This is a genomic window from Pseudomonadales bacterium (assembly GCA_024234435.1).
Taxonomy (GTDB): Bacteria; Pseudomonadota; Gammaproteobacteria; order Pseudomonadales; family Porticoccaceae; genus JACKOF01.
Map to the genome: position 1 here is coordinate 331,843 of JACKOF010000002.1, position 23,191 is coordinate 355,033.

Consider the following 23,191-nt stretch of genomic DNA (forward strand, 5'->3'; position numbering starts at 1 on the left):
TTAATCTGCTGCCTTCATTGCCGCCAATACCGCACCATAACCTTCTTTCCAAGTGGGGTATCTGAACAGATACCCGCTGTCGCAGAGCTTCTGATTACTACAACGGCGACCTTTTATCAGGGTATTCCCCGGTAGATCCGACAGCGCGTCCAATCCTGCCGGGGCCTCACCAGCCATCAATCGGGCCAGTTCCCGCTGCATGACGTGTGCTACTGTCGGCTCGTTGTCGGTAGCCAGGTAGCAATCATCCAGCGTTTCTCCGAGGCGAAACCGTTCCAGCAAATGCACCAGTACACCGGCACAATCCTCACTGTGAATACGATTTGTCCACAACGGCTCCTCTGCTGAAGGCAACTTGCCAGCACGCACATTGTTCATTAGCCTCTCGCGCCCCGGCCCGTAAATACCGGAAAACCGCACAACACAGACGGGTAAACCGCTATCATGCATCACCCGCTCGGCTTCCAGCAGGCGTTGACCACGATAATTCTGCGGTTCGGTAACAGCATCTTCATCTACCCACTCACCATTCTGCTGGCCATAGACACCTGTACTGGAAACCCAGATGACCAGAGGACTCATGGACAGACTGGTCAGAGCGCCACACAAGGATTCAGCACCGGCAACATAGCTGGCCCTGTAACCTTCGTCACTCATGGCCGCAGGTGTTAATGTCACAACCACCGCGTCAGGGCGACTTTCACACAGCACTTTTTTCAGCAAAGCCTTATCACAAAGATCACCGGAAAATGCGCTGGCCACTTCCGGCAGGCACTCGGCACGACGGCGCATTGCCGCAACATTCCAGCAATCGGGATTCATTTGCTGAATGGCCCGCGAGCCGATATCACCACAGGCTAAGAATAAAGTTTTTAATTGATTTGCCATAACTAATTTGTTTTTACTATTATTAGGACCAACACCAAAACACCTGTCGGACAAAACATGACCTTAACCGAATTGCGCTACATCGTCACCCTGGCCCAGCAACAACACTTTGGCCAGGCCGCCGATCAATGCCACGTCAGTCAGCCCACACTGAGCATTGCCGTAAAAAAACTCGAGCAGGAACTGGGGGTGGACCTGTTTGAGCGCTCCAAAAACAGTGTCCGCCCTACCCCTGTGGGAGAACAGGTCATCGCGCAGGCCCAGAAAGTGCTGGAAGAAAGCAACTCAATTTATGATATTGCTTCGGCAGGAAAGGATCAGCTTAACAGCCCACTCCATGTTGGCGCCATCTTTACCATAGGCCCCTACCTGTTTCCCAACTTTATTCCGGCGCTGCGCAAGCTGGCGCCCGACATGCCGCTCGTGGTAGAGGAAGGTTTTACTGCCACCCTCCGACACCGGCTCCGCAAAGGTGAACTGGACGTCATTATTGTTGCTCTGCCTTTCACTGAACCAGACGTCGTCACACAACCTCTCTTTGACGAACCCTTTGTCGCACTGTTGCCAAAAACGCACCCGCTGGCAAGCAACAGCATCATAAAACCGGCTGAACTCAACAATGAAAATGTATTGATGCTGGGAGAGGGTCACTGTTTTGGTGATCAGGTTCGAGAGCTTTTACCCAAGAACCGACACACTGCTGACAATTCCATTCGTACCCACAGTGAAGGCAGCTCACTGGAAACGTTGCGCCATATGGTTGCCTCCGGATTAGGCATCACCATTTTGCCTTTATCAGCCACACTGGGAACCAAATACAATGGTCTGGTGACCCGCCCGCTGCAAGCAAAAAAAGCCGCACGTACAGTCGCTCTGGCATGGCGTGCCAGTTTCCCGAGGCACAAAGCTATTGACGCCTTGCGAGCGGCTATCAAAAAACACAAGCTGCCTCATCTCTGAAGTAAACCCTCTCATGACACCCAACTCTCTGGAGCAAGCTGACGTTACCCAACTCAAAGGCGTCGGCCAGCAAGTGGCGACCAAACTGGCAAAATTGGGGCTTCACAACATTCAGGACGTGCTTTTTCATCTGCCCATCCGTTACATGGATCGCACACGCATTTCGCCAATTGGTGGGCTGCAGCCTGATAGCGATGCGGTAATAGAAGGCGAAATAAAAGCCTGTGATGTTGTCTTTGGCCGCCGCCGCAGTTTGATGTGCCGCGTTCAGGACAACACGGGCACTGTCACCTTGCGATTTTTCCATTTCAGCAGCGCCCAGAAAAACAACCTGTCTGCTGGCACCCGGCTGCGATGTTTTGGCGAAGTGCGGCGGGGAGCATCCGGACTGGAGCTTTACCACCCGGAATACCAGTTCATTGATGACCAAACGACACCATTGAGCACATCGCTCACCCCGGTATATCCAGCCGCCGAAGGCATTACCCAACAGCGGCTGAGAAGCATTGTCCAGCAGGCGCTGGCTTTATTGCGAGAAGGCTCGCTCGCTGAACTGCTGCCAGAGCAATGGCGCAACCAATATCAGGAGATGTCGCTGGTAGAAGCGATTCGATTCATTCATCAGCCCCCCGCAAATGCTGATCTGGCACTGCTTGCCGAGGGGCAACACCCTGCCCAGCAGCGCCTGATATTCGAAGAGCTGCTGGCTCACAATCTGAGCCTGTTACGTTTGCGCCAGGAAGTTCAGCAACGCGCCGCTGCACCGCTGGCAACAGATCACAAGCTGCAGAAGTCCTTTCTCTCCCGCTTGCCCTTCTCTCTGACTGCCGCTCAACAGCGCGTGAGCGAGGAAATACGCCATGACCTCAATCAATCTCACCCGATGCTCAGACTGATTCAGGGTGATGTGGGCTCCGGCAAAACAGTTGTTGCAGCGCTGGCAGCACTGCAGGCTGTCGCAAACGGCAAGCAGGCCGCGATCATGGCCCCCACCGAAATCCTCGCTGAACAGCACCTGCAAAATTTCACCGCCTGGCTAAAACCGCTCGGTATCCACCTTGCCTGGCTCACCGGCAAGGTTAAAGGCAAGGCCCGGGAGCTGCAGTTGCAGAATATCGCCACGGGCCACTCACCGATCATCATCGGCACCCATGCTCTGTTTCAGGAAGAAGTAAAATTTAACGATCTGGCACTGACCATCATCGATGAACAACATCGCTTTGGCGTTCACCAGCGTCTGGCACTGAAAGAAAAAGGCCGGGAAGATATTACACCGCACCAGTTGATCATGACCGCCACCCCCATTCCGCGCACACTGGCAATGAGTGCCTATGCTGATCTGGACTGCTCGACAATCGATGAATTACCACCCGGCAGAACACCCGTTAACACTGTGCTGGTGGATCAGCAGCGGCGCGGTGAAATTATTTCCCGAATTAACGGTGCCTGCGCCAGTGGCCGCCAGGCCTACTGGGTCTGCACACTGATTGAAGAGTCAGATGCGCTCCAGGCACAGGCGGCAGAAACCACCTGTGATGAACTGCAGCTCCAGTTACCGGAACTGACCATTGGCTTGGTTCACGGACGCCTGAAACCCGCTGAAAAAGCGCGGGTAATGGAGAGTTTTAAAAATGGCGAAACCGACTTGCTGGTAGCCACTACGGTGATCGAAGTTGGTGTGGATGTGCCAAATGCCAGCCTGATGATTATTGAAAATCCCGAAAGGCTGGGACTGGCGCAACTTCACCAGCTTCGTGGACGCGTGGGCAGAGGCACGACCGAAAGCCACTGCGTGCTGCTCTACAGTTCACCTCTGTCGCGCCACGGCAGCGAACGTCTGAAAATGATGCGTCAAACCAGTGACGGCTTCAAAATTGCGGAAAAGGATTTGCAACTTCGAGGGCCCGGCGAAGTACTGGGTACCCGACAGACCGGGGAAATGCAGTTTCGCATCGCAGATCTTCAGCGGGATGCTTATTTAATGCCTTTGGTCAACCAGGCTGGTCGGGAACTGACACAAAAATATCCTGCAAAAACAACGGCAATCATTGATCGCTGGCTAGGAAAAAATGAACGCTTTGGTCATGTGTAATATTTATGTAATATGTCGCCTCTAACGCCACTTCTTTGACTACAAAGCAGCTGTATTGCATCAGTAGCCCTTAAGGAGCAGAACATGCCCGTCAGTAACCCGCTATCCAGCCTGTTTGGTAAATCCCCCATTCGCCCCATGCAGAAGCACATGTCTGTTGTTGCTTCATGCACTGAGCAGCTCCGGGATTTTCTGAATGCCGCTATTTCTGAAAACTGGGATGAGGCCGCTGTCGTTTACCAGAATATTCGAAAGGCTGAGAATAAAGCGGATGACCTGAAAAGGAAGCTTCGTCTGCAGCTGCCAAAAAATCTGTTTATGCCTGTAGATCGCAGAGATTTACTGCATTTACTGTCTACCCAGGACCGCATTGCCAATCGCAGCAAGGATATCGCGGGCCTGATGCTTGGTCGAAAAATGGCAATCCCCGCTGAAATTCAACCGCAAATGATTGAATTCGTTGGCTCCGCCATCGCGACAACCCAGCAAGCACTGACCGCCATTAATGAACTGGACGAACTACTGGAAACCGGTTTCAGAGGACAGGAAGTCACCTTTGTAGAAGGGTTAATCGCAAAACTTGATAGTCTGGAAGACAATACCGACCAGCTGGAAATGGAGATCCGCCATAAACTGTTTGAACTCGAAGCCGATCTCCCTCCGATTAATGCCATATTCCTTTACCAAATAATCGACACTATCGGTGAAATCTCTGACCTGGCGGAAAACGTCGGCGATCGCCTGCAGCAATTACTTGCCCGCTAACCGTTAGTAAGGACCCATTATTATGACTCTGTTTGCAGAATACGGTCAGATTCTGATCATACTGGCCTGCGTGTTTGGTGTATTCATGGCCTGGGGTGTCGGCGCCAACGACGTAGCCAATGCCATGGGAACTTCCGTCGGCTCAAAAGCACTCACCGTCAAGCAGGCGATTTTTATCGCTATGATTTTTGAGTTTGCCGGTGCTTACCTGGCTGGTGGAGAGGTCACCTCCACGATACGAAAAGATATTATTGATCCCGCAGTTATCGCCGGAACACCAGAGTATCTGGTGTATGGCATGCTGTCCGCTCTACTGGCAGCAGGCACCTGGCTTTTAATCGCCAGTATCATGGGGTGGCCCGTCTCCACTACCCACTCTATCGTTGGCGCTATCGTCGGTTTCGCGGCAGCAGGTATATCCCCGGAGGCGGTCAACTGGGCCAAGGTCTGGAAGATTGTTGCCAGCTGGGTGGTCTCGCCGGTGCTGGCCGGCACCATATCCTATGCACTTTTTCGCAGCGTACAGCGTTTGATTCTGACTCAGGATGACCCCTTTACCCGCGCCAAGCAATACATCCCTTTTTATATGTTTGCCGTGGGCTTTCTGATCGCCATGGTGACCTTGCTCAAGGGCCTCAAGCACGTATTTAAAGATGTTGGAGTCAATCTCGGCTTTGCCGATAGCTTTTTTATTGCAATCGGTATCGGAATTCTGGTGGCCATTATTGGCACCATCCTGTTGCGCCGCGTGCAAAGAGATGAAGAAGCGGAAAAACTTAACCGCTTCGCCAGTGTTGAAAAAGTATTCGCGATCCTGATGATATTCACAGCCTGCGCAATGGCTTTTGCCCACGGCTCCAACGACGTCGCCAATGCCGTCGGCCCACTTGCAGCGGTTGTCGGCGTAGTGAAAACCGGCGCAGTTGAAGCCAAAACCACCATGCCCAGCTGGATTTTGTTACTCGGGGGAGGCGGCATCGTACTCGGGCTGGCCACTTACGGCTTCAAAGTAATGGGGACTATCGGCAAGAAAATTACCGAACTGACGCCAAGCCGTGGCTTTGCCGCGGAACTGGGTGCCGCAGCAACCGTTGTACTGGCCTCCGGCACGGGCCTGCCAGTCTCCACGACCCACACTCTGGTTGGCGCAGTGCTCGGGGTCGGCCTGGCCAGAGGTATTGCAGCTCTCAACCTTCGGGTAATTGGTACCATCTTTCTATCCTGGGTGATCACCTTACCCGCTGGCGCAGGACTCGCTATTGTGTTTTTCTTCTTCTTCAAAGGTGTCTTTGGGTAAAGCGAACGATCCATACATCGCAATAAAAAAGCCGGGGCACATGCTCCGGCTTTTTTCTATCGACCCACGTACTCCCAGCATCAAACTAGAAAACCGGCGCACTATTACCTGATAGAATGTTCTTCTCACCTTCGGTTTTGGCGATAACCACCGCCGCACAGGAATCACTGAACACATTAACTGCCGTGCGCATCATATCGAGGATTCGGTCAGTCACCAGCAACATACCTATGCCCTCCAGGGGCAGGCCGATCACCCCCAGTATCACAGTGATGGCCACCAGGCTGGCTGCGGGAATACCGGCAACCCCAATGGACGTCAGCAACGCCACCAGAACGATCGTAAACTGGGTAACAAGTCCCAACTCCAGCCCATAGGCCTGAGCAATAAACATGGCCGCCACGCACTCATACAATGCCGTGCCATCCATATTCACAGTCGCTCCCAGAGGCAAGACAAAAGAGCTGGTTCGGTTTGAAACACCCGCATTTTTTTCAACACATTCTATCGTCACCGGCAATGTTCCGGATGACGATGCCGTAGAAAAAGCAGTTAACATGGCTGGCAACATCGCCCGGTAATGACGCAGAGGGTTTTTAACACCTGCCGCTCGCAATATCAGCGCCAGCGTGACAAAAGCATGAAATGCAAGCGCCAGGAACACCGTAAAGAAAAAGACCAGCAGTGGCTGAAAGGCATCAAACCCGGTAGCGGCAACCGTTTTTGCCACCAGACCAAAAACACCAATTGGCGCAAACTTCATGATCAGCATGGTGATGGCCATCATGGTTTCGTAAACACCCTGCCAGAAACTTACCATTGTATCGGCGTGACGCTGGGTGATACGCGTCATCATTACCCCAAATAACAGACTGAAAAATATCAACCCCAGCATTTGCCCCTGCGCAGCAGCATTGACAATATTAACCGGCACCATTCGCAAAAATACGCCGGTGATATCACCAGCACCCCGACCCTCGACCCGCTCCAGCTGGCTGGCCACAACCTCGGGGGAACTGAGATTAAGGCGCGCACCGGCTGGCTCCCCATCAACAATACCCGGCGCAAACAGATTAACCAGTATCAAGCCAACCATAATGGCTGCCAGACTGCTGAACAGGTAAAATCCGATCGTTTTGACTCCCAGCCGCCCCAGCCCGCTGTCACTCCCCAGGCCCGCTACTCCGCAAATAATCGAGGACATCACCAGCGGTACAATGATCATTTTCAGGGCATTGAGGAACAGTGTGCCCACAAAATCGAACAGATCATAAAAAGTGACGCCAAAGACAGCCGCCTCTTTACCCACTAACAGGCCAACACCAATAGCGGCCAAAATGGCTATCAACATTTGCCAGTGAAGCTTTAATCGAGTCATTTGAGTTCCTTTTTATTATGTACCTGCAGGCAAACCTATATTGCCTGCGCTACTGTTCAGGTTCAATGTCCATTCCGCTCTTGCCCTTTTAACATTCGAACGAGGTCGTCATAATCTACCACCGGGCAGCGAACCAGGAAGCGATTCTCGTGAAATACTTTGTTATTGTTTTACTGTTGGCAGGTAACACGGCCTTTGGCCAGTCAGCAGATGATCACTGGACGCTGAATATGTATCTTGAGAACGACCTGTTTGGTGAAACCGACCAGCACTACACTAATGGCATTCGCTTTTCATGGATTTCTCCTGATCTGACCTCGTACGAAGACGACCCTCTTCTCCCCAAATGGGTTCGCGAAGCAAACAGCAAATTACGCTTTTTCCATGGCATGAAAGACGGACTTGAGCGCAACCTGGTCATCAGCCTCGGACAACTGATGTTTACCCCTTCAGATAAGAAAACCCGAACGCTGATTGAAGACGACCGCCCCTACGCAGGCTACCTGTATCTGGGTTTCGCCTACCATACCAGAGACGAAGAACAACTCGACACTATCGAGCTGAATATCGGCATGGTGGGACCCGCCTCACTGGCACAGGAAGCGCAGAATTTCATTCACAAAGAACGTGACATCGAGATCGCCGAGGGCTGGGATAATCAGCTTGAAAACGAACTGGGGTTACAACTGGTTTACGAACACAAGCACCGCTTTATTATCCGCAACCGCTGGCCTCATCAGGACTTCATTGCCCATGCCGGTGTCAGTCTCGGCAATGTCGCCACTTACCTCAATACAGGGGGTGAATACCGCGTTGGCTGGCAATTACCCAACGACTTCGGCACCTCAGCAGTGCGACCTGGTGGTGACAACAGCGCCCCCGGCCCCAGCACGTCAACATGCCAAAGCATCATCTGCGGGCTGCACGCCTTTATCAGCATTGATGGCCGTTTGGTCGCTCAGGATATTTTTCTCGATGGCAACAGCTTTAGGGACAGCCACAGCGTAGATAAACGCAACGCCGTCGCAGACCTGGCTGTGGGCTTCAGCTTTAATCTGGCTCAGTGGAAAGTGTCTTATGCAAAGGTATTCCGTACACGTGAGTTTGAGGGCCAGGAAGATCCTCATGAATATGGTTCTTTAACCTTTTCCTACAGTTGGTAAATTTCGATCCGACAGAAACCTCACCGATACCTATCGATATTTACGCCCTCTAGTCTGAGGGCAATTCGACATTTTCGACGCTTTTCATCGACTGGATTTTAGCCACTGACGGATTATTCGGCAGTATATAACCGTAGGCATCAAAAATCGGAGTCCCGTAACCACGCGCGAAATGGCCTGACCGGGCAAGCTTTTCGTTCAGCTCCTTTTGTCGCTGCCGATCCACATCAATAAAGTGTTCGGTAAACGGAATATTAGCCGCCTCTAACTGTCGACGCTTCTGTTTGCAGTATCCGCAGGTCGTCAGTGAATACATAATAAGTTCATTATGGGCTACAACCGGAGTAGAGAGCGCTTTTTCAACATCTACCCTGCTGGCATACCATTGATAGGCCACTAGCCCCAAGATCAGGGCAAGTAAAATTTTTATACCACGCATTTCAATACCTGTTATTTAATCACTCGGTTTAAGATGGTCTTCCAGGCAATTTTGGTTTGGTAATCACTTGGTCAAATCAGCGATCAGCAACCATACGGACCACCACTTTGACATGCTGAAACTTCCATTGCCCCTCAGCTTTGACATACCGTTCTTCATACTTGGCAGTCATCCACATCTCTTTACCATCTTCGCTGTTCGTCCAGGGACCAATGATGTACCAAGTACCCTCAGCGCGGTTCCCGTCTATCGCAATAATAGGATTTGTTACATTGTGCTGTGAAAAACTAAACATTTTCTGAAAGCTAATAAACTGTTGGCGGATCGCCTGATGACCAACGGCCTTACCAAAATCCGGGCATTCCCAAATAGCATCCTCTGTGAAAATTGACGTGATTCTGTCAGGGTTATGCATATCATCGCTAATCTCACAATAACGTGCTTTTAGCTGTTTAATTGCTTCAATATCTTCCAGCCGGGTTATTCGTTGCTCAAGATCCATTATTCAGCCCTCTTTCGTACCAGCGTTATGCCATCCGCAAAAGGAAGCATCACCTGATCAACACGCTCATCAGCGCTGATTTTTTTGTTCAGGTCCCGCATCGCCTGAATATCTTTTTCTGGAAACCTGGGCTTATCCCCATCGTCCAACACTGAAGAATCAACCACTGAACCAAACAGAAGAACATTGTCTATCGCCATAACCCCCCCAACCCGAAGCAGCGACAGACATTTTTCATAATAATGATCGTAATTGCCCTTGTCGGCATCGATAAACGCAAAATCAAAACTGCTTGCTTCGCCATCGTTGATCATTGCATCCAGCGTCTCAAGCGCTGCCCCCAAACGAAAATCTATCTTCTGTTGAACACCCGCCTCTTGCCAGTATTTTTTTGCGACAGCGGCCCAGTCATCGTTAATGTCGCATGCGACAAGAAGGCCTTCTTCCGGCAATGCCAGAGCCACAGACAAGGCGCTATAGCCTGTAAAAGTGCCTATTTCCAAGGCCTTCTTAATACCCAGCGCGCTGACAAGAAACGACATAAATTGCCCCTGCACAGGAGGTATTTGCATGATGGCATGAGGATTCCGGTTGGTTTCCTCTCGCAACCGCCGCAATACATCCGGCTCCCGAAGGGTTGATACAACATAATCATTCAACTCTCCTGAGAACCGGATTTCAGACTTTTTCATAACACTCTCCAATAATCATCACCTCATGACATGATAGGCGTTTACACACTATCTGAGCGTTTTTTTCTTTTACGCCCAAACCCGACCCGCCAAACCCGCTCAAAAATATCCACCATTATGGTTTGTCATAAAACCTTCTTTTCCTGTTCACATTTTTTTCATTTCATGCCGTTAGTCTGGGTACAACGTTTACTGGTTACATCCCGTTATGAAACAGAATGTTCCTCCCGAAAAGTATAAGGTGAAAACACTCTGGATTTCAGATGTTCATCTCGGCACGAAAGACTGCAAGGCTGAATATCTGCTTGATCTTCTGTCCAGACTGGAATGTGAAACCCTCTTTCTGGTGGGCGATATCATCGACCTCTGGGCCATGCAACGCCGTATATACTGGCCGGTCAGCCACAATCAGGTAATCCGCAAAATACTCAAGCTTTCAAAGAAGGGAACAAAAGTCATTTATATTCCCGGCAACCATGATTACCCGGCCAGAGAACTTGCTGGTGAAATGTTTGGCAAAGTGGAAGTGCACAATCACCACATTTACAAAACCGTCCACGGCAAAAAACTACTGATTCAGCATGGCGATGAGTTTGATGGCGTTATTCGCTTCCCCTACTTTTTGCGTTTGATTGGTGACCAGTTTTACAGCCTGCTGTTATTTCTGAACCGCTGGACAAACCGGCTGAGAACGTATTTCGGCTATTCCTACTATTCATTGGCAAGCCATATCAAAACCCGGGTGGGGAAAGCCGAACAGGCCATACGTTTATTTGAAGATGCCGCCTTTCAGGAGGTAGAGCGGCAAAATGTGGATGGTATTATCTGCGGTCATATTCATCACGCAGCCATGATCCAGCGCGGCAACAAGCTGTACTGCAATGATGGTGACTGGGTGGAAAGTTGTACTGCCCTGGTAGAAACCCGCAGTGGCTCACTGGAGCTTTTACACTGGTCTGATGAAAGGTCCTATCTCTCACAGCTGACCCGTTATTCTGCCAGTGTTGAAATCATCCACATAAATACCACAAAGAAAAAACTGAGAAAAAGCGCCTGATTTTTCCAACTGGTCACCTGAGCCTGCTCTAGGCTGCAACCGGGAACGATTCTGGTGCAGCATCGCGGCCAGTAAAAACCGTTTCACACCAGAGCTGTTCACTCAAATGCTTCACATCACTCTGCCGCCAATTACCACTTAGCACCCACTTCACTATAGCCTGAGCAACATCCGGATAACGGACCTTCTGACCACTGTTCTCGGACATTAACCAACGTTCCATCACTTCAAAGTTGAAGTCATTCATGCTTTCACCGAACCCCAGTTGCTCGAGCGCGACAGCGTTGGACATTTGCTCCATTTGTTTTTGCAGCGGTTTAACCAGAATTTTTTTCCCCAACTGCAAACACTCACTGGGCGTTTCAAAACCCGCGTTGCAAATAACACCATTGGTGGTTAGTAAATCACGGTGAAAACCACTCAATGAAATCATGCGCTGATGGATATTTCCTGTATCGGTACTCATTCCGTGCTCGGGTGAATAAACATAAAACTCATATTGAGGGAAAGACCTCAGCATGCTGGCAATTTTCCCGGGGTGATCAAACGGCAAATAAACCAGAACCTTATTCTTTTCAACTTCGCCGGATGTTAATCCCGTTGGCACAATGGGCGGCAAAATCGGGTATCCGAAGTGGTGCCAATGCAAACCCAGATGTACCGTTGATGGTGCAAAATGCTTTAACAGCAGCTCGGAGGCCAGACTGCTTTCACCTCGAGGAACTGGATAATGAAACGCAGGCTGGTGGCCAATATTGATAACTGGTTTTTTTCTTAATTTGCCAGCCCAGGCGACAACCGGGTCAAAATCACTGATCACGACATCGTAGCTATCAAGGTCTAACTGGCGGACATCTTTCAGGAACCGCAGCGGTTTACCATTAAAAACCGTTTTCAGATGCCGCACCCGACCATTGTCCACAACAAGCGTCAGCCCTTCGTTAACCTGAAAGTCTCCGAAGGCATCCATGTCAAAAAACTTTTCTCGCTGTCTTCCCGAAAAAAAATAATCTACCTGAGCACTTGTCTTGGAGAAATGCCCACACAGAGCCCTTGCCCGAGACAGATGCCCGTTGCCGGTTCCCTGCACACCAAACAGAATCTTCATACTTTGCTCCGGTTATGTTTCGAAGGCATCATGGATCATCATGGCGCTTTTACTTTTCTTCGTATTCGTCATTCATACACCGCTGACCGCACCGGCCCTAAATCAAAAAACCATGAATCTGTATTGCAATAACACTACCAAGGCATGCACCGATCAACACATCAGAGGGAAAGTGAACACCCAAAAAAATACGGGAAAATCCCACCGAGCAAGCCCAGACCAGCAAAGGGGACGCAAAACTGCCAAACCAGAGAACACAAGCCACGGCAAACATAAATGCCGCCGAGGTGTGTCCGGACGGGAAACTGAACTTATCCGAAGCGACAATCAAACTTTCAAAACCCGGAATCGCCTGCGGGGGACGCCGACGACGACAGCTTAGTTTGAGAACATAGTAAACCGGCCTTTCTATTAAGAAGCACAGGCAAAGCAATGAGGTAAATGTCTGATCACCGCCAGCATTGGCAATGTAGTAGCCCAGCGCAACGAGCACATATAAAAGACCATCTGCCGTGCGGGATATTCCCCGACAGTGCCGCGCCAACCATCCGCGATACTGCTGCAAACGGCTGAATAACCTGAGATCAGTTGCCTGAATGTTGTCGAGTATGCCTGCCATGAGCAAAAATCTAGCGCGCTGTTTTGACAATCTGATGTCATTTATCTGTCAGATTGATGACATTGCGCCACCGCTCTCGCTTTAACAATACCCGCAAGGTTAGAATGACCCCCAAATTGTTTCAGGCTGTTACCGTGCCTTCATCCCGATTTTCAAATAAAAAATTTCATCGTGAACCCGGCTGGCGAAGCTATCGCCGCACACCCGCTTGTGCGGCACCTCCGGCACTTCGCAACTGGCTGCTCGACACCGGCTCGCTAACACAACGACTGATTCAGGCAAGCAGCCATCAGTTTCGTGTAGAAGTGCTGAATCAACGTGTTGAACGCCCCTTCCTTTCAGAACTACGTGCGCTGAATATGCCGCTTGGAGCAAAAGCTCTTGTTCGGGAAACACTGCTTTACGGCAAGAATGTGCCATGGGTTTATGCCCGCAGTATCTTGCCTCTATCAACACTCACCGGGCGTCTGCGCCGGTTGCGCAAACTGGACAACAGCCCCTTGGGAGCACTGCTATTTAAAGATCCGTCTATGGTTCGCAGCCCGATAGAGGTTGCCTGTGTCACGGCACTTAACAGCCATCTTCCTGAAGCAGTACAGCATTTTTCAGAGCCGCTCTGGGGGCGTCGTTCGGTGTTTTATCTATCCGCAAAACCCCTGCTGGTCAGCGAGATTTTTTTACCGGGCTTTAAACCTTATGACAGCAAACCGTACAATCACCCTCTGAAAACGATTTATTAGGAAGGCCGTTAAATAACCATGCATGCCCTCAAAAAGCGATTACCGGATTTCCTGCAGCTGATGCGCGCCGACAAACCCATCGGCAGCCTGCTATTACTCTGGCCTGCGCTTTGGGCTCTCTGGCTTGCAGCAAACGGCTTACCCAATATCAAATTATTAATCATTTTCGTATGCGGCGTTTTTCTGATGCGCAGTGCTGGCTGTGTTATCAACGATTATGCTGATCGGGATCTGGATGGCCATGTACAACGCACCGCCCATCGCCCGTTTCCCTCAGGAAGCGTTACCCAGCGAGAAGCCATTGGGCTGTTTATCGGTTTGTGTCTGGTGTCATTTGTGCTGGTGTTATTCACCAACAAACTGACGATTCAGCTATCGTTTGTTGGTGTCGCACTGGCTTTTTGCTACCCCTTTATGAAGCGTTACACACATTTGCCGCAAGTCGTACTGGGAGCAGCATTCACCTGGAGTGTGCCCATGGCTTTTGCGGCACAAACCGGAAGCCTGCCAGTCAAGCTTTGGCCACTCTATGCTTCCGGCGTGCTATGGGCTGTTGTCTACGATACTTTTTATGCCATGGTTGACAGGGAAGATGATTTGAAAATTGGCGTAAAATCTACGGCCATTCTGTTTGGCGATATGGATATCCCCATTACTTCCACACTGCAGGTCATGGTTATTGCCGGAATGATAATGACGGGAGCCAACTTTGATCGAGGCCCGTTTTACTTTTGTGGTGTTGGCATCGCAGCTCTGCTGTTTGTACACCAGCAATACCTGATTCGCCATCGCAACCGGGAACAGTGCTTCAAAGCATTCCTGCAAAATAACCGGGTAGGTGCTGCTTTGTTTATCGGCCTGTTGCTGGACTACCACTGGCCACAATAACCGAACGCTATAAAGCGACCCCTGAATCAGAAACCCGGGCATCAACTCACTCTTTACAGAACATTCACACTTCTGTCATAAATTTGTCATTATTACTGGTGTGTAATACCCTCCTGTTCTCGAAAATTGATGAAAATGCTATGCAAGACAAGACGATACTCATTGTCGATGATGAAACGGCAATCCTCGATATGGTTGGAATCGCCCTTGAACTGGCCGGCTTTCAGTGCCTCAAGGCCGACAATGCGCAGGAAGCCCATGGCCTTATTATTGACGAATCGCCGGATCTGGTTTTACTGGACTGGATGATGCCAGGCACCAGCGGTATTGAACTCCTGCGACGACTCAAACGCGATGAACTAACCGCAAAACTGCCCGTTATCATGCTCACGGCAAAGGCCACCGAAGACAACGTGGTCCAGGGCTTGGATGTTGGCGCCGATGATTATCTGACAAAACCTTTTTCCCCCCGCGAGCTGATCGCCAGAATCAACTCTTTGTTGCGGCGCAACCAGGTTGGCATGAGCGAAGAGCGCCTGCTGGCTGGCCAGTTAACGCTGGACCCCGCAAGTCACCGGGTCAGCATTGGCGATACACCTGTTGATATCGGTCCCACAGAATACCGTCTGCTGGCATTCTTTTTGTCTCATCAGGAGCGCGTGTACAGTCGTGACCAGATTCTCGATCACGTCTGGGGGGGCAATGTCTACATGGATGAGAGAACCGTTGATGTTCATATTCGACGTCTTCGCAAAGCAATTTCCCTTGAAGGTCACGACCGCTTCATTCAGACTGTGCGCGGTGCCGGATACCGCTTTTCAACCAAAGGCGTGGATCTCGACACGGGTGAATAACGACATTTCGTTCACCACTTATCAACTCTGATTTTTGAGGGAAATCGTGCAACGGGGTCTGCGTAGCGAAATCCATCGCATTGGTATCATTGTGGTCACGCTGTCCGTGCTTGGCCTTGCCATTGGTCATTTGACCTTGACACTGTTATTGGGGTTTTCCGCTTATCTGGCCTGGACTTTCTCGCAAATTCTCAAGCTCTACCGCTGGCTGGAAAGCAATCGCGAAGAGGCTCCACCCGATGCCCATGGTGTTTGGGGAGATATTTCCGATCAACTGTATCGCCTGCAACAGGGCAATAAGCGCGCCGCATTGTTGCATCGCTCCATTATCGCCCGCATTAAAAGTATCACCACCGCACTGGATGAAGGATTGGTTCTTCTCAACAATCATCGGGAGCTGGATTGGTGGAATCCGGCAGCAGAGAAAGTATTCAATCTTGAAAGAAGTGACCGCAACCAGCCCATTACCAACCTGGTCAGGGCACCAGCGTTTGTGAATTTCATTCAGCGCGGCAGCTTTAGTAAACCGCTGGAAATCAAGGCACCCAATGACGATCAACGCAAGCTGTTAATCTCGGCTTCAACCTTTGATGAGGGCAACATTGCGCTGGTTATTCAGGATATCACTCGCCTGCGAAATATGGAGCAGATGCGTACCGATTTTGTCGCCAACGTATCTCATGAGCTTCGCACTCCCCTTACTGTCATCTCCGGTTATATTGAAACCCTTCAGAGCAACAATGGCTCGCTGCCAAAAGCCTGGCATACCGCTCTGGAGCAGATGAGGCAGCAAACCCAGCGCATGAATGCCCTGGCAAACGATCTGGTAATGCTTTCACGGCTCGAATCAATGGAAGAAAAGCCATCCAGCAACCCTGTTGAACTGCAACCTTTGCTGGAGCAAATTGTTAGGGATGCTTCCGCGCTCACAAATGAAAATCATCATATATCCCTGGATTGCAAAGAGGGCCTCACTCTGCCCGGAGAAGCAAAAGAACTCTACAGTGCGTTTTCGAATCTGGTCATCAATGCCATTAAACACAACCCCGATGGCGCAGACATTAACATCAGCGCCGAAAAGCAAAAATCTGCCATTCTGGTCCGGGTGTCGGATAACGGTATTGGTATCGACTCAAAGCACATTGGTCGGCTAACCGAGCGCTTCTACCGCACAGACCAGAGTCGCACCTCAAAAACCGGGGGTACCGGGCTGGGACTGGCGATTGTCAAACACGTACTGTTGCGTCATCACGGCACATTAAGTGTGAATAGCAAGCTGAATGCGGGCAGTACTTTCACCTGCCGTTTTGCCAAACACAAGTAACCCGGCCTCCAGAATTGATTGCCGTGACAACCGCCTTGCAACCCTGATGCTTTTCTCTGTTACACTCGCTAAAACCTGCTAACACTAATCCCCCTCATTTACAGGAGCCGGATTCAAATGAAAGTAAAACTGTTTCTCATCAGCTTGCTGATGACCGTCACATGCAGCTTGAATGCCGCCAGCAAAATTGAAATTGACGTCAATGTTGAAGAGACGCTCGAAGCTTTCTACCAGCACACAAAAGCCGGACAAAAGCTGGTCGAACAAGCCAGGGGGGTACTGGTTTTTCCGAAAGTCTACAAGGCTGGCCTGGGTGTTGGCGGTCAGTACGGCGAAGGTGCATTGCTTGTCAGGGGCAACACGGTTGGCTACTACAGCACGGCATCGGCGTCTATCGGCTTTCAGGCAGGCGTACAGCAAAAATCCCAGATTATCCTGTTTATGACCGATGACGCCTTGTCCAAGTTTCGCAACAGCGATGGCTGGGAAGTGGGTGTTGACGGCAGCGTCGCCATTGTCACGCTGGGAGTGGGAGAGAAAATTGACACCAATACTGTTCAACAACCGATTATCGGGTTTATTTTTTCGAATAAAGGCCTGATGTATAACCTGACTCTGGAAGGCTCTAAATTAAGTAAAATAAACCGTTAACGGTTTATTTAAGCAGCCCCAGCAACGCCTGCGCGTGCTTTGCCGCTTCCATCCCCAAGGTGGTGGGATACCCCCCGTCTGCCTGACTTAACAGGCCTTTTTCAAACAGTCTGGCTGTGGCTGCGATGACCGACTCAGAGGCATCCGAGTGAACCTTGATACCCTGCTGGGTGGTGCTCAAATTCAATTGTGAAAGAACATTCAGTTCTTCCAGTAATTCAGATGTATATTGCACAAAAAATCCCCTTTTATTATTTGCCGTTAACCCGTGGAATCTCGCAACCAGATTAACAACTGGTTATTCGCTGGCATCGGGTTATCTTCTTGCAGTTTAAATCCGATTTTTTCAGCCAGCTCATTTATTTTTTCAAAATCCCGAATACCCTGATGTACAGCTCTCTGTTTTAACCAGAGATCGAACGCCCGGTTACTTTCCGTCGTAAAATTACCGTTATATTTAAAAGGCCCATAAATCGCCAAAACCGCACCTTGCTCGGTTTCAGTATGCCGACCAATGCCACTGAACAGATTAACAACGCTTTCCCACGACATAATATGCAGCGTATTGGCAGAAAAAACAGCATCCACTTTTGCTACCGGCCAATGCAGATCATCGGCATTGATTGCCAGCGGACGGCGCAAATTTTGAGCGGGGCTTGCGTCAAGCCAGGCATTAATGCCTGGGTGATTCTCCGGCAAGTCACTGGTTTGCCAAATCAGATGGGGCAGGTTTTCGCTAAAGAAGGCAGCATGCTGCCCCGTGCCACTGCCAATCTCCAGTACATGGCACCGATTGGCAAAAACCCTCTTCAACACATTGATAATGGGTTGTTTGTTGTTTTCACAGGCCTGGGAAAAAGGCTTCAACGGCTTTGCCTCAGGTGATGCCGGTAAATTTCTGTCACTTTTCTTCTGCCGACTTTTCGTCACGACAAAACACCCACTCCCTTGCCGACGACATAGCCTCATTGTACTGATACCCGCCAAGATCAAATTTTTTGATTGCCTCGGCAGTTTCTATACGGTTTTTGATAATGTACTGACACATCAGGCCACGCGCTTTTTTGGCGAAGAAGCTGATCACTTTGTATTTGTCACCTTTCCAGTCCTTAAACACAGGCGTAATCACTTCTGCATTCAGAGACCCTGTTTTTACCGACTTAAAATACTCATTGGAGGCCAGATTGATCAGTGTTTCAGAGTGCTGCTGCTTTAGCTGCGCATTCAGTGCCTGCGTGATCTTTTCGCCCCAGAATTCATAAAGGTTCTTACCCCGGTTGTTGGCAAACCGGATGCCCATTTCCAGGCGATACGGTTGCATCAGGTCGAGCGGCCGCAGCACACCGTAAAGACCTGACAATATCCGCAAGTGCTGTTGCGCCCACTGCAGCTCGACCTCGCTTAACTGGTCAGCCTGTAAACCGGTGTAAACATCGCCCTTAAACGCCAGTACGGCCTGCTTGGCATTGGCCATTGTGAACGGCAACTGCCAGTTGAGGTAGCGTCCAAAATTAAGGTCGCCCAACTTGTCACTGATACCCATCAGCTCCGAGATCTGCGGAGGGGAAAGCGCTCTAAGTTTCAAAATCAGCTCTTCGGAATCCGCCAGAAAATCCGGCGTACTGTGGGCTTGTGTTGTTGGCTGTGTTTCGTAATCCAGCGTTTTCGCCGGGGAAATAACGAGTAACATAGGTTTTCCGTTTGCTGTGACATTTACAGTTGTTCGTTGTCCATTATACTCAAGACCAGAACCCACCGGGAAACTAACGAGGAGCGGGCTGTGTTCAAACCTTTACACCTACTGATTGTTGCGGCACTGGTATCACTGACAACAGCCTGTTCCGTCAACCCTGTCACCGGTAAAAACGAGTTTTCACTGGTCTCGGCACAGGATGAAGTGGCCATTGGCGCCGCTAATTACGCACCGTCCCAGCAATCGCAGGGTGGCCGTTATTATATAGACCCCAATCTTCAGGTTTACGTCGCCGAAATTGGTCGCAAACTGGCTGCCGTCAGTGACCGTCCCGGGCTACCCTACGAATTTGTTGTTCTCAACAACAGTGTTCCCAATGCCTGGGCAATGCCGGGTGGCAAGATAGCCATCAATCGCGGGCTGTTGATACATCTTGAAGACGAAGCCCAACTGGCCGCCGTGCTGGCCCATGAAATAGTTCACGCAGCCGCGCGCCACGGCGCAGCCCAGATGACCAGAGGAACACTTTTAAGTATCGGTGCGACCGCCCTGGGAGCAGTGGGAGAAAATTACGGCCTGGGACAGGCTGGCACCACGGTCGCACAGCTCGGCGCTGCAGTCTGGATGGCGAGCTACGGTCGCGAGGATGAACTGGAGTCTGATGCCTACGGCATGGACTATATGGCCAGGGTCGGCTACGACCCCTACGGCGCTGTGCAATTACAGGAAACTTTTGTCCAGCTAAACAAAAACCGTTCACAGGATTTTATCAGCGGACTGTTTGCCAGCCACCCTCCCTCCCAGGAGAGGGTAGCAGCGAACCTTGAGAAAGCGAAAACACTTCCCCGGGGGAATACCTACAAAGATCGCTATCAGCGCGCCATTCGCCAGTTAAAGCGGGACGAGCCCGCGTATGTGGCCGAAGTCGCGGCCATCAAGGCATTGAATGCCAAAGATCCGAAAACAGCACTGGCGGAACTGGACAAGGCTGTTGCCCTGCAGCCCGGCGAAGGGTACTTCTGGGAACTGCGAGGCCATGCCTGGAAAATGCAAGGCAACCCGGCCAATGCAGAAAAATCGTTTTCCACCGCTATCCAGAAAAACCCGGATTACTTCAGCCACCCCCTTGCTCGCGGCCTGCTTCGCTATAAAGAGGGTGATAAACCGGGGGCGCAGGCTGATCTGCTACGCAGCTATCAAATTTTACCGACGCCTATTGCCAGCTATCACCTCGGGGAACTCGCACTGGCCAATAACGACGAGGCTGTCGCTATCCACTATTTTCAGGGGGCTTCCAACAGCAACGGAGAGCTGGGTGAAAAAGCGCGTCAGAAACTTTCTGTGCTGGAACTGGCCAGCAATCCGGGAAAATACATCCTAAGCAAGGCCTTCATCGACAATACCGGCTATCTGAATGTGGCAGTGAAAAATACCAGCGCTGTTGCCATCAGCAATATTCGTGTACAGGTCACCGAAATGCAAAATGCCTTTCTGGCCGGGCCATCAGAGACATTTGTCTTCAACCAGTCACTGAACCCTGGACAGCAAGCCAGCTTCAAGACCACCATTGGCCCGTTTAAGGAAGCCGGTGCTGCCAGCCAATATCGCACCGCTGTGGTGGCTGTTACTCAATGAAAGTGCGTACAGTAATGAAACCGTCGTCAGAATAAGTAAGCCAAAGCTTCATCATGCACTTTACGTACAGCGAAACCGCTTTGCCTACGCTCTATCGGCATTGATGATCTTGGCTACCGCTTCCCGGTAAACAGGCCGAATCTGGTCCCTGCTGGAAATATTGATACCAAGGTCATGCAAAAGACCATCGCTGATACTGTAAATTAAACCGTGCACCCCCAGTTCCTGACCGCGTTCCCAGGCATCCTGAACAATATTGGTTTTGCAAACATTCACCACCTGCTCAACCACGTTAAGCTCGCAAACCTTATCGAGTACCTCTTTTTCATCTACTCCCTCGGACAGATAGGTCTGATGGATATATTGCACATCCTGAATATTGCGCAGCCAGTTATCAATGAGACCAAGGCGCTGTTTCCTTACTGCCGCATCGACACCACCACACCCGTAATGGCCACAGACAATAATATGCTTCACCTTGAGATACTCCACAGCATACTGCATCACTGACAGACAATTCAGGTCGGTATGCACCACCATATTGGCCACGTTGCGGTGCACAAACAGCTCGCCTGGTAACTTGCCAACAATCTCGTTTGCGGGTACGCGGCTATCTGAACAACCAATCCACAAATATTCCGGGGCCTGCTGCTTTGACAAGCGTTCAAAAAACGTTGAATCACTCTTTTTGACGCCCTCGGCCCAGGCAACATTATTTTTAAACAACTCTTTCAAAATATTCTCCCGTATAACGGCAGCACTTGACGCATCAGTTTAAGCTTATGCGTTTTCAAGGCACAAAAAGCCGGGCTTCAGCCCGGCTTATTTTGATCTAATTACGTTATTAAGCAAGACCTCCATGCCGAATATCACGCCCCTGAACCAGATAGACAATATGCTCGCAGATATTTTTGGAATGATCCCCCACTCGCTCCAGAGCACGCAGGGCCCAGAGCACATTGAGGCAGCGTGAAATACTACGGGGATCTTCCATCATATAAGTGATCATTTCGCGCAGCGCGGTGCGGTAGTCCAGATTCACCTGTTCATCTTCGCGCATGGTTGCTATTGCGGCATCGGCATCAAAGCGGGCAAAAGCCGTCAGGGAATCGTCAAGCATCTTTTGAACCCGGTCACCGATGTGCCGCACCTCTACATAGCCCTTCGGAGCGGCACCTTCTTCTGCCAGCATCACCGCCATTTTGGCTATTTTGTGGGCCTCATCACCAATACGTTCCAGGTCACGCACGGTTTTTGTGACAGCCAGAACCATGCGCAAATCGCTCGCTGCCGGCTGACGACGAGCAATCAGCGTTGTGCAGGCTTCATCGATATCAACTTCCATTTCATCAATCCGGGTTTCCGTATTGATAACCCGTTCGGCAATCCCGCTATCGGCTTCCTCTAAAGCAATAACCGCATCGGCCACCTGTGAAACAACCAGACCACCCATCTCCAGCATGCTGGTTTTTATTTCTTCCAAATCTTCATTAAACTGCCTTGAAATGTGTTGATCAAAGTTCAGCTTGTCCATTTTTCTCTCCAACCCTTTTGCCTGCTATTTCAGGCTTACCCAAACCGACCTGTAATATAGGCTTCTGTCAATTCATGTTCCGGTGCTGTAAACACCTTCTCCGTTTCATTTACTTCCACCAGATAGCCCAAATGAAAGTAAGCCGTCCGGTGGGAAACACGTGCCGCCTGCTGCATTGAGTGCGTGACAATGGCAATCGTATAATTCTCTGCCAATTCCGCTATCAATTCTTCAATTTTAGCCGTTGCGATCGGATCCAATGCCGAACAGGGCTCATCCATCAGGATCACTTCCGGACTGATGGCAATTGCCCGGGCAATACACAAGCGCTGCTGCTGACCACCAGACAAACCGGTACCCGGCTGATCAAGCCGATCCTTTACTTCGCCCCACAGTCCGGCGCGAGTAAGACTGATTTCTACCAGTTCGTCCAGCTCCACCCGGCGAGAAGCAAGCCCATGTAAACGTGGGCCATAGGCCACGTTGTCATAAATGGATTTTGGAAAGGGGTTTGGTTTTTGAAAAACCATACCTACCCGGGCGCGCAGCGCAACAGGATCCATTGCCGGGTCGTAGATATCATCACCATCCAGCATGAGCTGCCCGCTAACCCGGCAACTCTCCACCGTGTCATTCATGCGGTTAATGCTTCGTAAAAACGTCGATTTGCCACAACCGGATGGCCCGATCATGGCGATGACTTCATTTTTACCAATATCCACACTCACGTTAAAAATGGCCTGTTTGTCGCCATAAAAAACATCCACGTTGCGCATCGACATCTTCGGGTTTTCTACCAGAGGCAATCCCGTCGTTTGCTCTGGGTGCACAACTTCCAGGCTCTTTTGTTCTTCAATTCTATCCAAGGGCACATCCATTAATGTATCAGCAGTTACCATGTGATCACCATTA

25 protein-coding genes are annotated in these 23,191 nt (G+C 50.5%); 12 read left to right on the forward strand and 13 right to left on the reverse strand.

Annotated features, from left to right (window positions below; all coding sequences use genetic code 11):
* Positions 1-888: an NAD-dependent epimerase/dehydratase family protein gene (locus H7A02_11485; protein MCP5172873.1), complete on the reverse strand. Its 888-nt coding sequence runs from the start codon at positions 886-888 to the stop codon at positions 1-3.
* A gap of 57 nt (positions 889-945) precedes the next feature.
* Between H7A02_11485 and H7A02_11490 the strand changes: the two genes are divergently transcribed.
* From H7A02_11490 to H7A02_11505, 4 genes are all read left to right on the forward strand, one after another.
* Positions 946-1,848, forward strand: coding sequence for a LysR family transcriptional regulator (locus tag H7A02_11490; protein ID MCP5172874.1), 903 nt, complete (start codon positions 946-948; stop codon positions 1,846-1,848).
* 13 nt (positions 1,849-1,861) lie between these two features.
* A complete protein-coding gene (gene recG / locus H7A02_11495; GenBank protein ID MCP5172875.1) occupies positions 1,862-3,940 on the forward strand; it encodes an ATP-dependent DNA helicase RecG in 2,079 nt (692 codons plus the stop codon).
* A gap of 84 nt (positions 3,941-4,024) precedes the next feature.
* Positions 4,025-4,705, forward strand: a complete 681-nt coding sequence (locus tag H7A02_11500; GenBank protein ID MCP5172876.1) for a TIGR00153 family protein — start codon at positions 4,025-4,027, stop codon at positions 4,703-4,705.
* A gap of 22 nt (positions 4,706-4,727) precedes the next feature.
* On the forward strand, positions 4,728-6,002 hold the full coding sequence (locus H7A02_11505) for an inorganic phosphate transporter (GenBank protein ID MCP5172877.1): 1,275 nt from the start codon (positions 4,728-4,730) through the stop codon (positions 6,000-6,002).
* 85 nt (positions 6,003-6,087) lie between these two features.
* Here the strand turns inward: H7A02_11505 and H7A02_11510 are convergent, their stop codons facing one another.
* A complete protein-coding gene (locus tag H7A02_11510; protein MCP5172878.1) occupies positions 6,088-7,380 on the reverse strand; it encodes a dicarboxylate/amino acid:cation symporter in 1,293 nt (430 codons plus the stop codon).
* A gap of 230 nt (positions 7,381-7,610) precedes the next feature.
* Between H7A02_11510 and H7A02_11515 the strand changes: the two genes are divergently transcribed.
* Positions 7,611-8,543 (forward strand): lipid A deacylase LpxR family protein, encoded by a 933-nt coding sequence (locus tag H7A02_11515; GenBank protein MCP5172879.1) that lies wholly within the window; start codon positions 7,611-7,613, stop codon positions 8,541-8,543.
* Positions 8,544-8,592: 49 nt separating this feature from the next.
* Here the strand turns inward: H7A02_11515 and H7A02_11520 are convergent, their stop codons facing one another.
* The 3 genes from H7A02_11520 to H7A02_11530 form a co-directional block, all read right to left on the reverse strand.
* A complete protein-coding gene (locus H7A02_11520) occupies positions 8,593-8,982 on the reverse strand; it encodes a hypothetical protein (protein ID MCP5172880.1) in 390 nt (129 codons plus the stop codon).
* Between the two features lie 76 nt (positions 8,983-9,058).
* Complete coding sequence (locus H7A02_11525; GenBank protein MCP5172881.1) at positions 9,059-9,484, reverse strand: nuclear transport factor 2 family protein; 426 nt, start codon at positions 9,482-9,484, stop codon at positions 9,059-9,061.
* Positions 9,484-10,176, reverse strand: coding sequence for a class I SAM-dependent methyltransferase (locus tag H7A02_11530; protein MCP5172882.1), 693 nt, complete (start codon positions 10,174-10,176; stop codon positions 9,484-9,486). Before H7A02_11530 ends, H7A02_11525 begins: the two co-directional genes overlap by 1 nt.
* Positions 10,177-10,384: 208 nt before the next feature.
* Here H7A02_11530 and H7A02_11535 point away from each other — a divergent pair, with 208 nt between their 5' ends.
* Complete coding sequence (locus H7A02_11535; GenBank protein ID MCP5172883.1) at positions 10,385-11,233, forward strand: UDP-2,3-diacylglucosamine diphosphatase; 849 nt, start codon at positions 10,385-10,387, stop codon at positions 11,231-11,233.
* Positions 11,234-11,261: 28 nt separating this feature from the next.
* Here H7A02_11535 and H7A02_11540 read toward each other — a convergent pair whose 3' ends face one another.
* Positions 11,262-12,341, reverse strand: coding sequence for a glycosyltransferase (locus H7A02_11540; GenBank protein MCP5172884.1), 1,080 nt, complete (start codon positions 12,339-12,341; stop codon positions 11,262-11,264).
* Between the two features lie 97 nt (positions 12,342-12,438).
* On the reverse strand, positions 12,439-12,960 hold the full coding sequence (locus H7A02_11545) for a phosphatase PAP2 family protein (protein ID MCP5172885.1): 522 nt from the start codon (positions 12,958-12,960) through the stop codon (positions 12,439-12,441).
* A 104-nt stretch (positions 12,961-13,064) separates the two neighbouring features.
* On the opposite strand from H7A02_11545, the gene H7A02_11550 reads away from it, so the two are divergent.
* From H7A02_11550 to H7A02_11570, 5 genes are all read left to right on the forward strand, one after another.
* Positions 13,065-13,700: a chorismate lyase gene (locus H7A02_11550; GenBank protein MCP5172886.1), complete on the forward strand. Its 636-nt coding sequence runs from the start codon at positions 13,065-13,067 to the stop codon at positions 13,698-13,700.
* Between the two features lie 18 nt (positions 13,701-13,718).
* Positions 13,719-14,588: a 4-hydroxybenzoate octaprenyltransferase gene (gene ubiA, locus H7A02_11555; GenBank protein ID MCP5172887.1), complete on the forward strand. Its 870-nt coding sequence runs from the start codon at positions 13,719-13,721 to the stop codon at positions 14,586-14,588.
* Positions 14,589-14,728: 140 nt separating this feature from the next.
* Complete coding sequence (phoB, locus tag H7A02_11560) at positions 14,729-15,442, forward strand: phosphate regulon transcriptional regulator PhoB (protein ID MCP5172888.1); 714 nt, start codon at positions 14,729-14,731, stop codon at positions 15,440-15,442.
* 46 nt (positions 15,443-15,488) lie between these two features.
* Positions 15,489-16,766, forward strand: a complete 1,278-nt coding sequence (gene phoR / locus H7A02_11565) for a phosphate regulon sensor histidine kinase PhoR (protein MCP5172889.1) — start codon at positions 15,489-15,491, stop codon at positions 16,764-16,766.
* A gap of 117 nt (positions 16,767-16,883) precedes the next feature.
* Positions 16,884-17,417 carry a hypothetical protein gene (locus H7A02_11570; GenBank protein ID MCP5172890.1) on the forward strand — a complete coding sequence of 178 codons (534 nt, stop codon included), beginning with the start codon at positions 16,884-16,886 and terminating at the stop codon, positions 17,415-17,417.
* A gap of 4 nt (positions 17,418-17,421) precedes the next feature.
* Here H7A02_11570 and H7A02_11575 read toward each other — a convergent pair whose 3' ends face one another.
* The 3 genes from H7A02_11575 to yaaA are packed head-to-tail and all read right to left on the reverse strand — an operon-like array spanning position 17,422 to position 19,107.
* Positions 17,422-17,652 carry a TIGR02647 family protein gene (locus tag H7A02_11575; protein ID MCP5172891.1) on the reverse strand — a complete coding sequence of 77 codons (231 nt, stop codon included), beginning with the start codon at positions 17,650-17,652 and terminating at the stop codon, positions 17,422-17,424.
* A gap of 26 nt (positions 17,653-17,678) precedes the next feature.
* Entirely contained in the window at positions 17,679-18,386 is a 708-nt protein-coding gene (locus H7A02_11580) for a DUF938 domain-containing protein (GenBank protein MCP5172892.1), read from the reverse strand.
* Positions 18,319-19,107 (reverse strand): peroxide stress protein YaaA, encoded by a 789-nt coding sequence (gene yaaA, locus H7A02_11585; protein MCP5172893.1) that lies wholly within the window; start codon positions 19,105-19,107, stop codon positions 18,319-18,321. Before yaaA ends, H7A02_11580 begins: the two co-directional genes overlap by 68 nt.
* Positions 19,108-19,197: 90 nt before the next feature.
* On the opposite strand from yaaA, the gene H7A02_11590 reads away from it, so the two are divergent.
* Complete coding sequence (locus H7A02_11590) at positions 19,198-20,745, forward strand: M48 family metalloprotease (GenBank protein ID MCP5172894.1); 1,548 nt, start codon at positions 19,198-19,200, stop codon at positions 20,743-20,745.
* A gap of 84 nt (positions 20,746-20,829) precedes the next feature.
* Here the strand turns inward: H7A02_11590 and can are convergent, their stop codons facing one another.
* The 3 genes from can to H7A02_11605 form a co-directional block, all read right to left on the reverse strand.
* Positions 20,830-21,495: a carbonate dehydratase gene (gene can, locus H7A02_11595; protein ID MCP5172895.1), complete on the reverse strand. Its 666-nt coding sequence runs from the start codon at positions 21,493-21,495 to the stop codon at positions 20,830-20,832.
* A 94-nt stretch (positions 21,496-21,589) separates the two neighbouring features.
* Positions 21,590-22,279, reverse strand: a complete 690-nt coding sequence (phoU, locus tag H7A02_11600; protein MCP5172896.1) for a phosphate signaling complex protein PhoU — start codon at positions 22,277-22,279, stop codon at positions 21,590-21,592.
* A gap of 35 nt (positions 22,280-22,314) precedes the next feature.
* On the reverse strand, positions 22,315-23,178 hold the full coding sequence (locus tag H7A02_11605) for a phosphate ABC transporter ATP-binding protein (protein ID MCP5172897.1): 864 nt from the start codon (positions 23,176-23,178) through the stop codon (positions 22,315-22,317).
* Positions 23,179-23,191: the final 13 nt, after the last annotated feature.

What these genes read in the sequence shown, in the direction of transcription:
- H7A02_11485 (MCP5172873.1), bottom strand. Translation starts at nt 888, where the DNA reads ATGGCAAATCAATTAAAAACTTTATTCTTAGCCTGTGGTGATATCGGC.
- H7A02_11490 (MCP5172874.1), top strand. Translation starts at nt 946, where the DNA reads ATGACCTTAACCGAATTGCGCTACATCGTCACCCTGGCCCAGCAACAA.
- recG (MCP5172875.1), top strand. Translation starts at nt 1,862, where the DNA reads ATGACACCCAACTCTCTGGAGCAAGCTGACGTTACCCAACTCAAAGGC.
- H7A02_11500 (MCP5172876.1), top strand. Translation starts at nt 4,025, where the DNA reads ATGCCCGTCAGTAACCCGCTATCCAGCCTGTTTGGTAAATCCCCCATT.
- H7A02_11505 (MCP5172877.1), top strand. Translation starts at nt 4,728, where the DNA reads ATGACTCTGTTTGCAGAATACGGTCAGATTCTGATCATACTGGCCTGC.
- H7A02_11510 (MCP5172878.1), bottom strand. Translation starts at nt 7,380, where the DNA reads ATGACTCGATTAAAGCTTCACTGGCAAATGTTGATAGCCATTTTGGCC.
- H7A02_11515 (MCP5172879.1), top strand. Translation starts at nt 7,611, where the DNA reads ATGTATCTTGAGAACGACCTGTTTGGTGAAACCGACCAGCACTACACT.
- H7A02_11520 (MCP5172880.1), bottom strand. Translation starts at nt 8,982, where the DNA reads ATGCGTGGTATAAAAATTTTACTTGCCCTGATCTTGGGGCTAGTGGCC.
- H7A02_11525 (MCP5172881.1), bottom strand. Translation starts at nt 9,484, where the DNA reads ATGGATCTTGAGCAACGAATAACCCGGCTGGAAGATATTGAAGCAATT.
- H7A02_11530 (MCP5172882.1), bottom strand. Translation starts at nt 10,176, where the DNA reads ATGAAAAAGTCTGAAATCCGGTTCTCAGGAGAGTTGAATGATTATGTT.
- H7A02_11535 (MCP5172883.1), top strand. Translation starts at nt 10,385, where the DNA reads ATGAAACAGAATGTTCCTCCCGAAAAGTATAAGGTGAAAACACTCTGG.
- H7A02_11540 (MCP5172884.1), bottom strand. Translation starts at nt 12,341, where the DNA reads ATGAAGATTCTGTTTGGTGTGCAGGGAACCGGCAACGGGCATCTGTCT.
- H7A02_11545 (MCP5172885.1), bottom strand. Translation starts at nt 12,960, where the DNA reads ATGGCAGGCATACTCGACAACATTCAGGCAACTGATCTCAGGTTATTC.
- H7A02_11550 (MCP5172886.1), top strand. Translation starts at nt 13,065, where the DNA reads ATGACCCCCAAATTGTTTCAGGCTGTTACCGTGCCTTCATCCCGATTT.
- ubiA (MCP5172887.1), top strand. Translation starts at nt 13,719, where the DNA reads ATGCATGCCCTCAAAAAGCGATTACCGGATTTCCTGCAGCTGATGCGC.
- phoB (MCP5172888.1), top strand. Translation starts at nt 14,729, where the DNA reads ATGCAAGACAAGACGATACTCATTGTCGATGATGAAACGGCAATCCTC.
- H7A02_11570 (MCP5172890.1), top strand. Translation starts at nt 16,884, where the DNA reads ATGAAAGTAAAACTGTTTCTCATCAGCTTGCTGATGACCGTCACATGC.
- H7A02_11580 (MCP5172892.1), bottom strand. Translation starts at nt 18,386, where the DNA reads ATGAGGCTATGTCGTCGGCAAGGGAGTGGGTGTTTTGTCGTGACGAAA.
- yaaA (MCP5172893.1), bottom strand. Translation starts at nt 19,107, where the DNA reads ATGTTACTCGTTATTTCCCCGGCGAAAACGCTGGATTACGAAACACAG.
- phoU (MCP5172896.1), bottom strand. Translation starts at nt 22,279, where the DNA reads ATGGACAAGCTGAACTTTGATCAACACATTTCAAGGCAGTTTAATGAA.
- H7A02_11605 (MCP5172897.1), bottom strand. Translation starts at nt 23,178, where the DNA reads ATGGTAACTGCTGATACATTAATGGATGTGCCCTTGGATAGAATTGAA.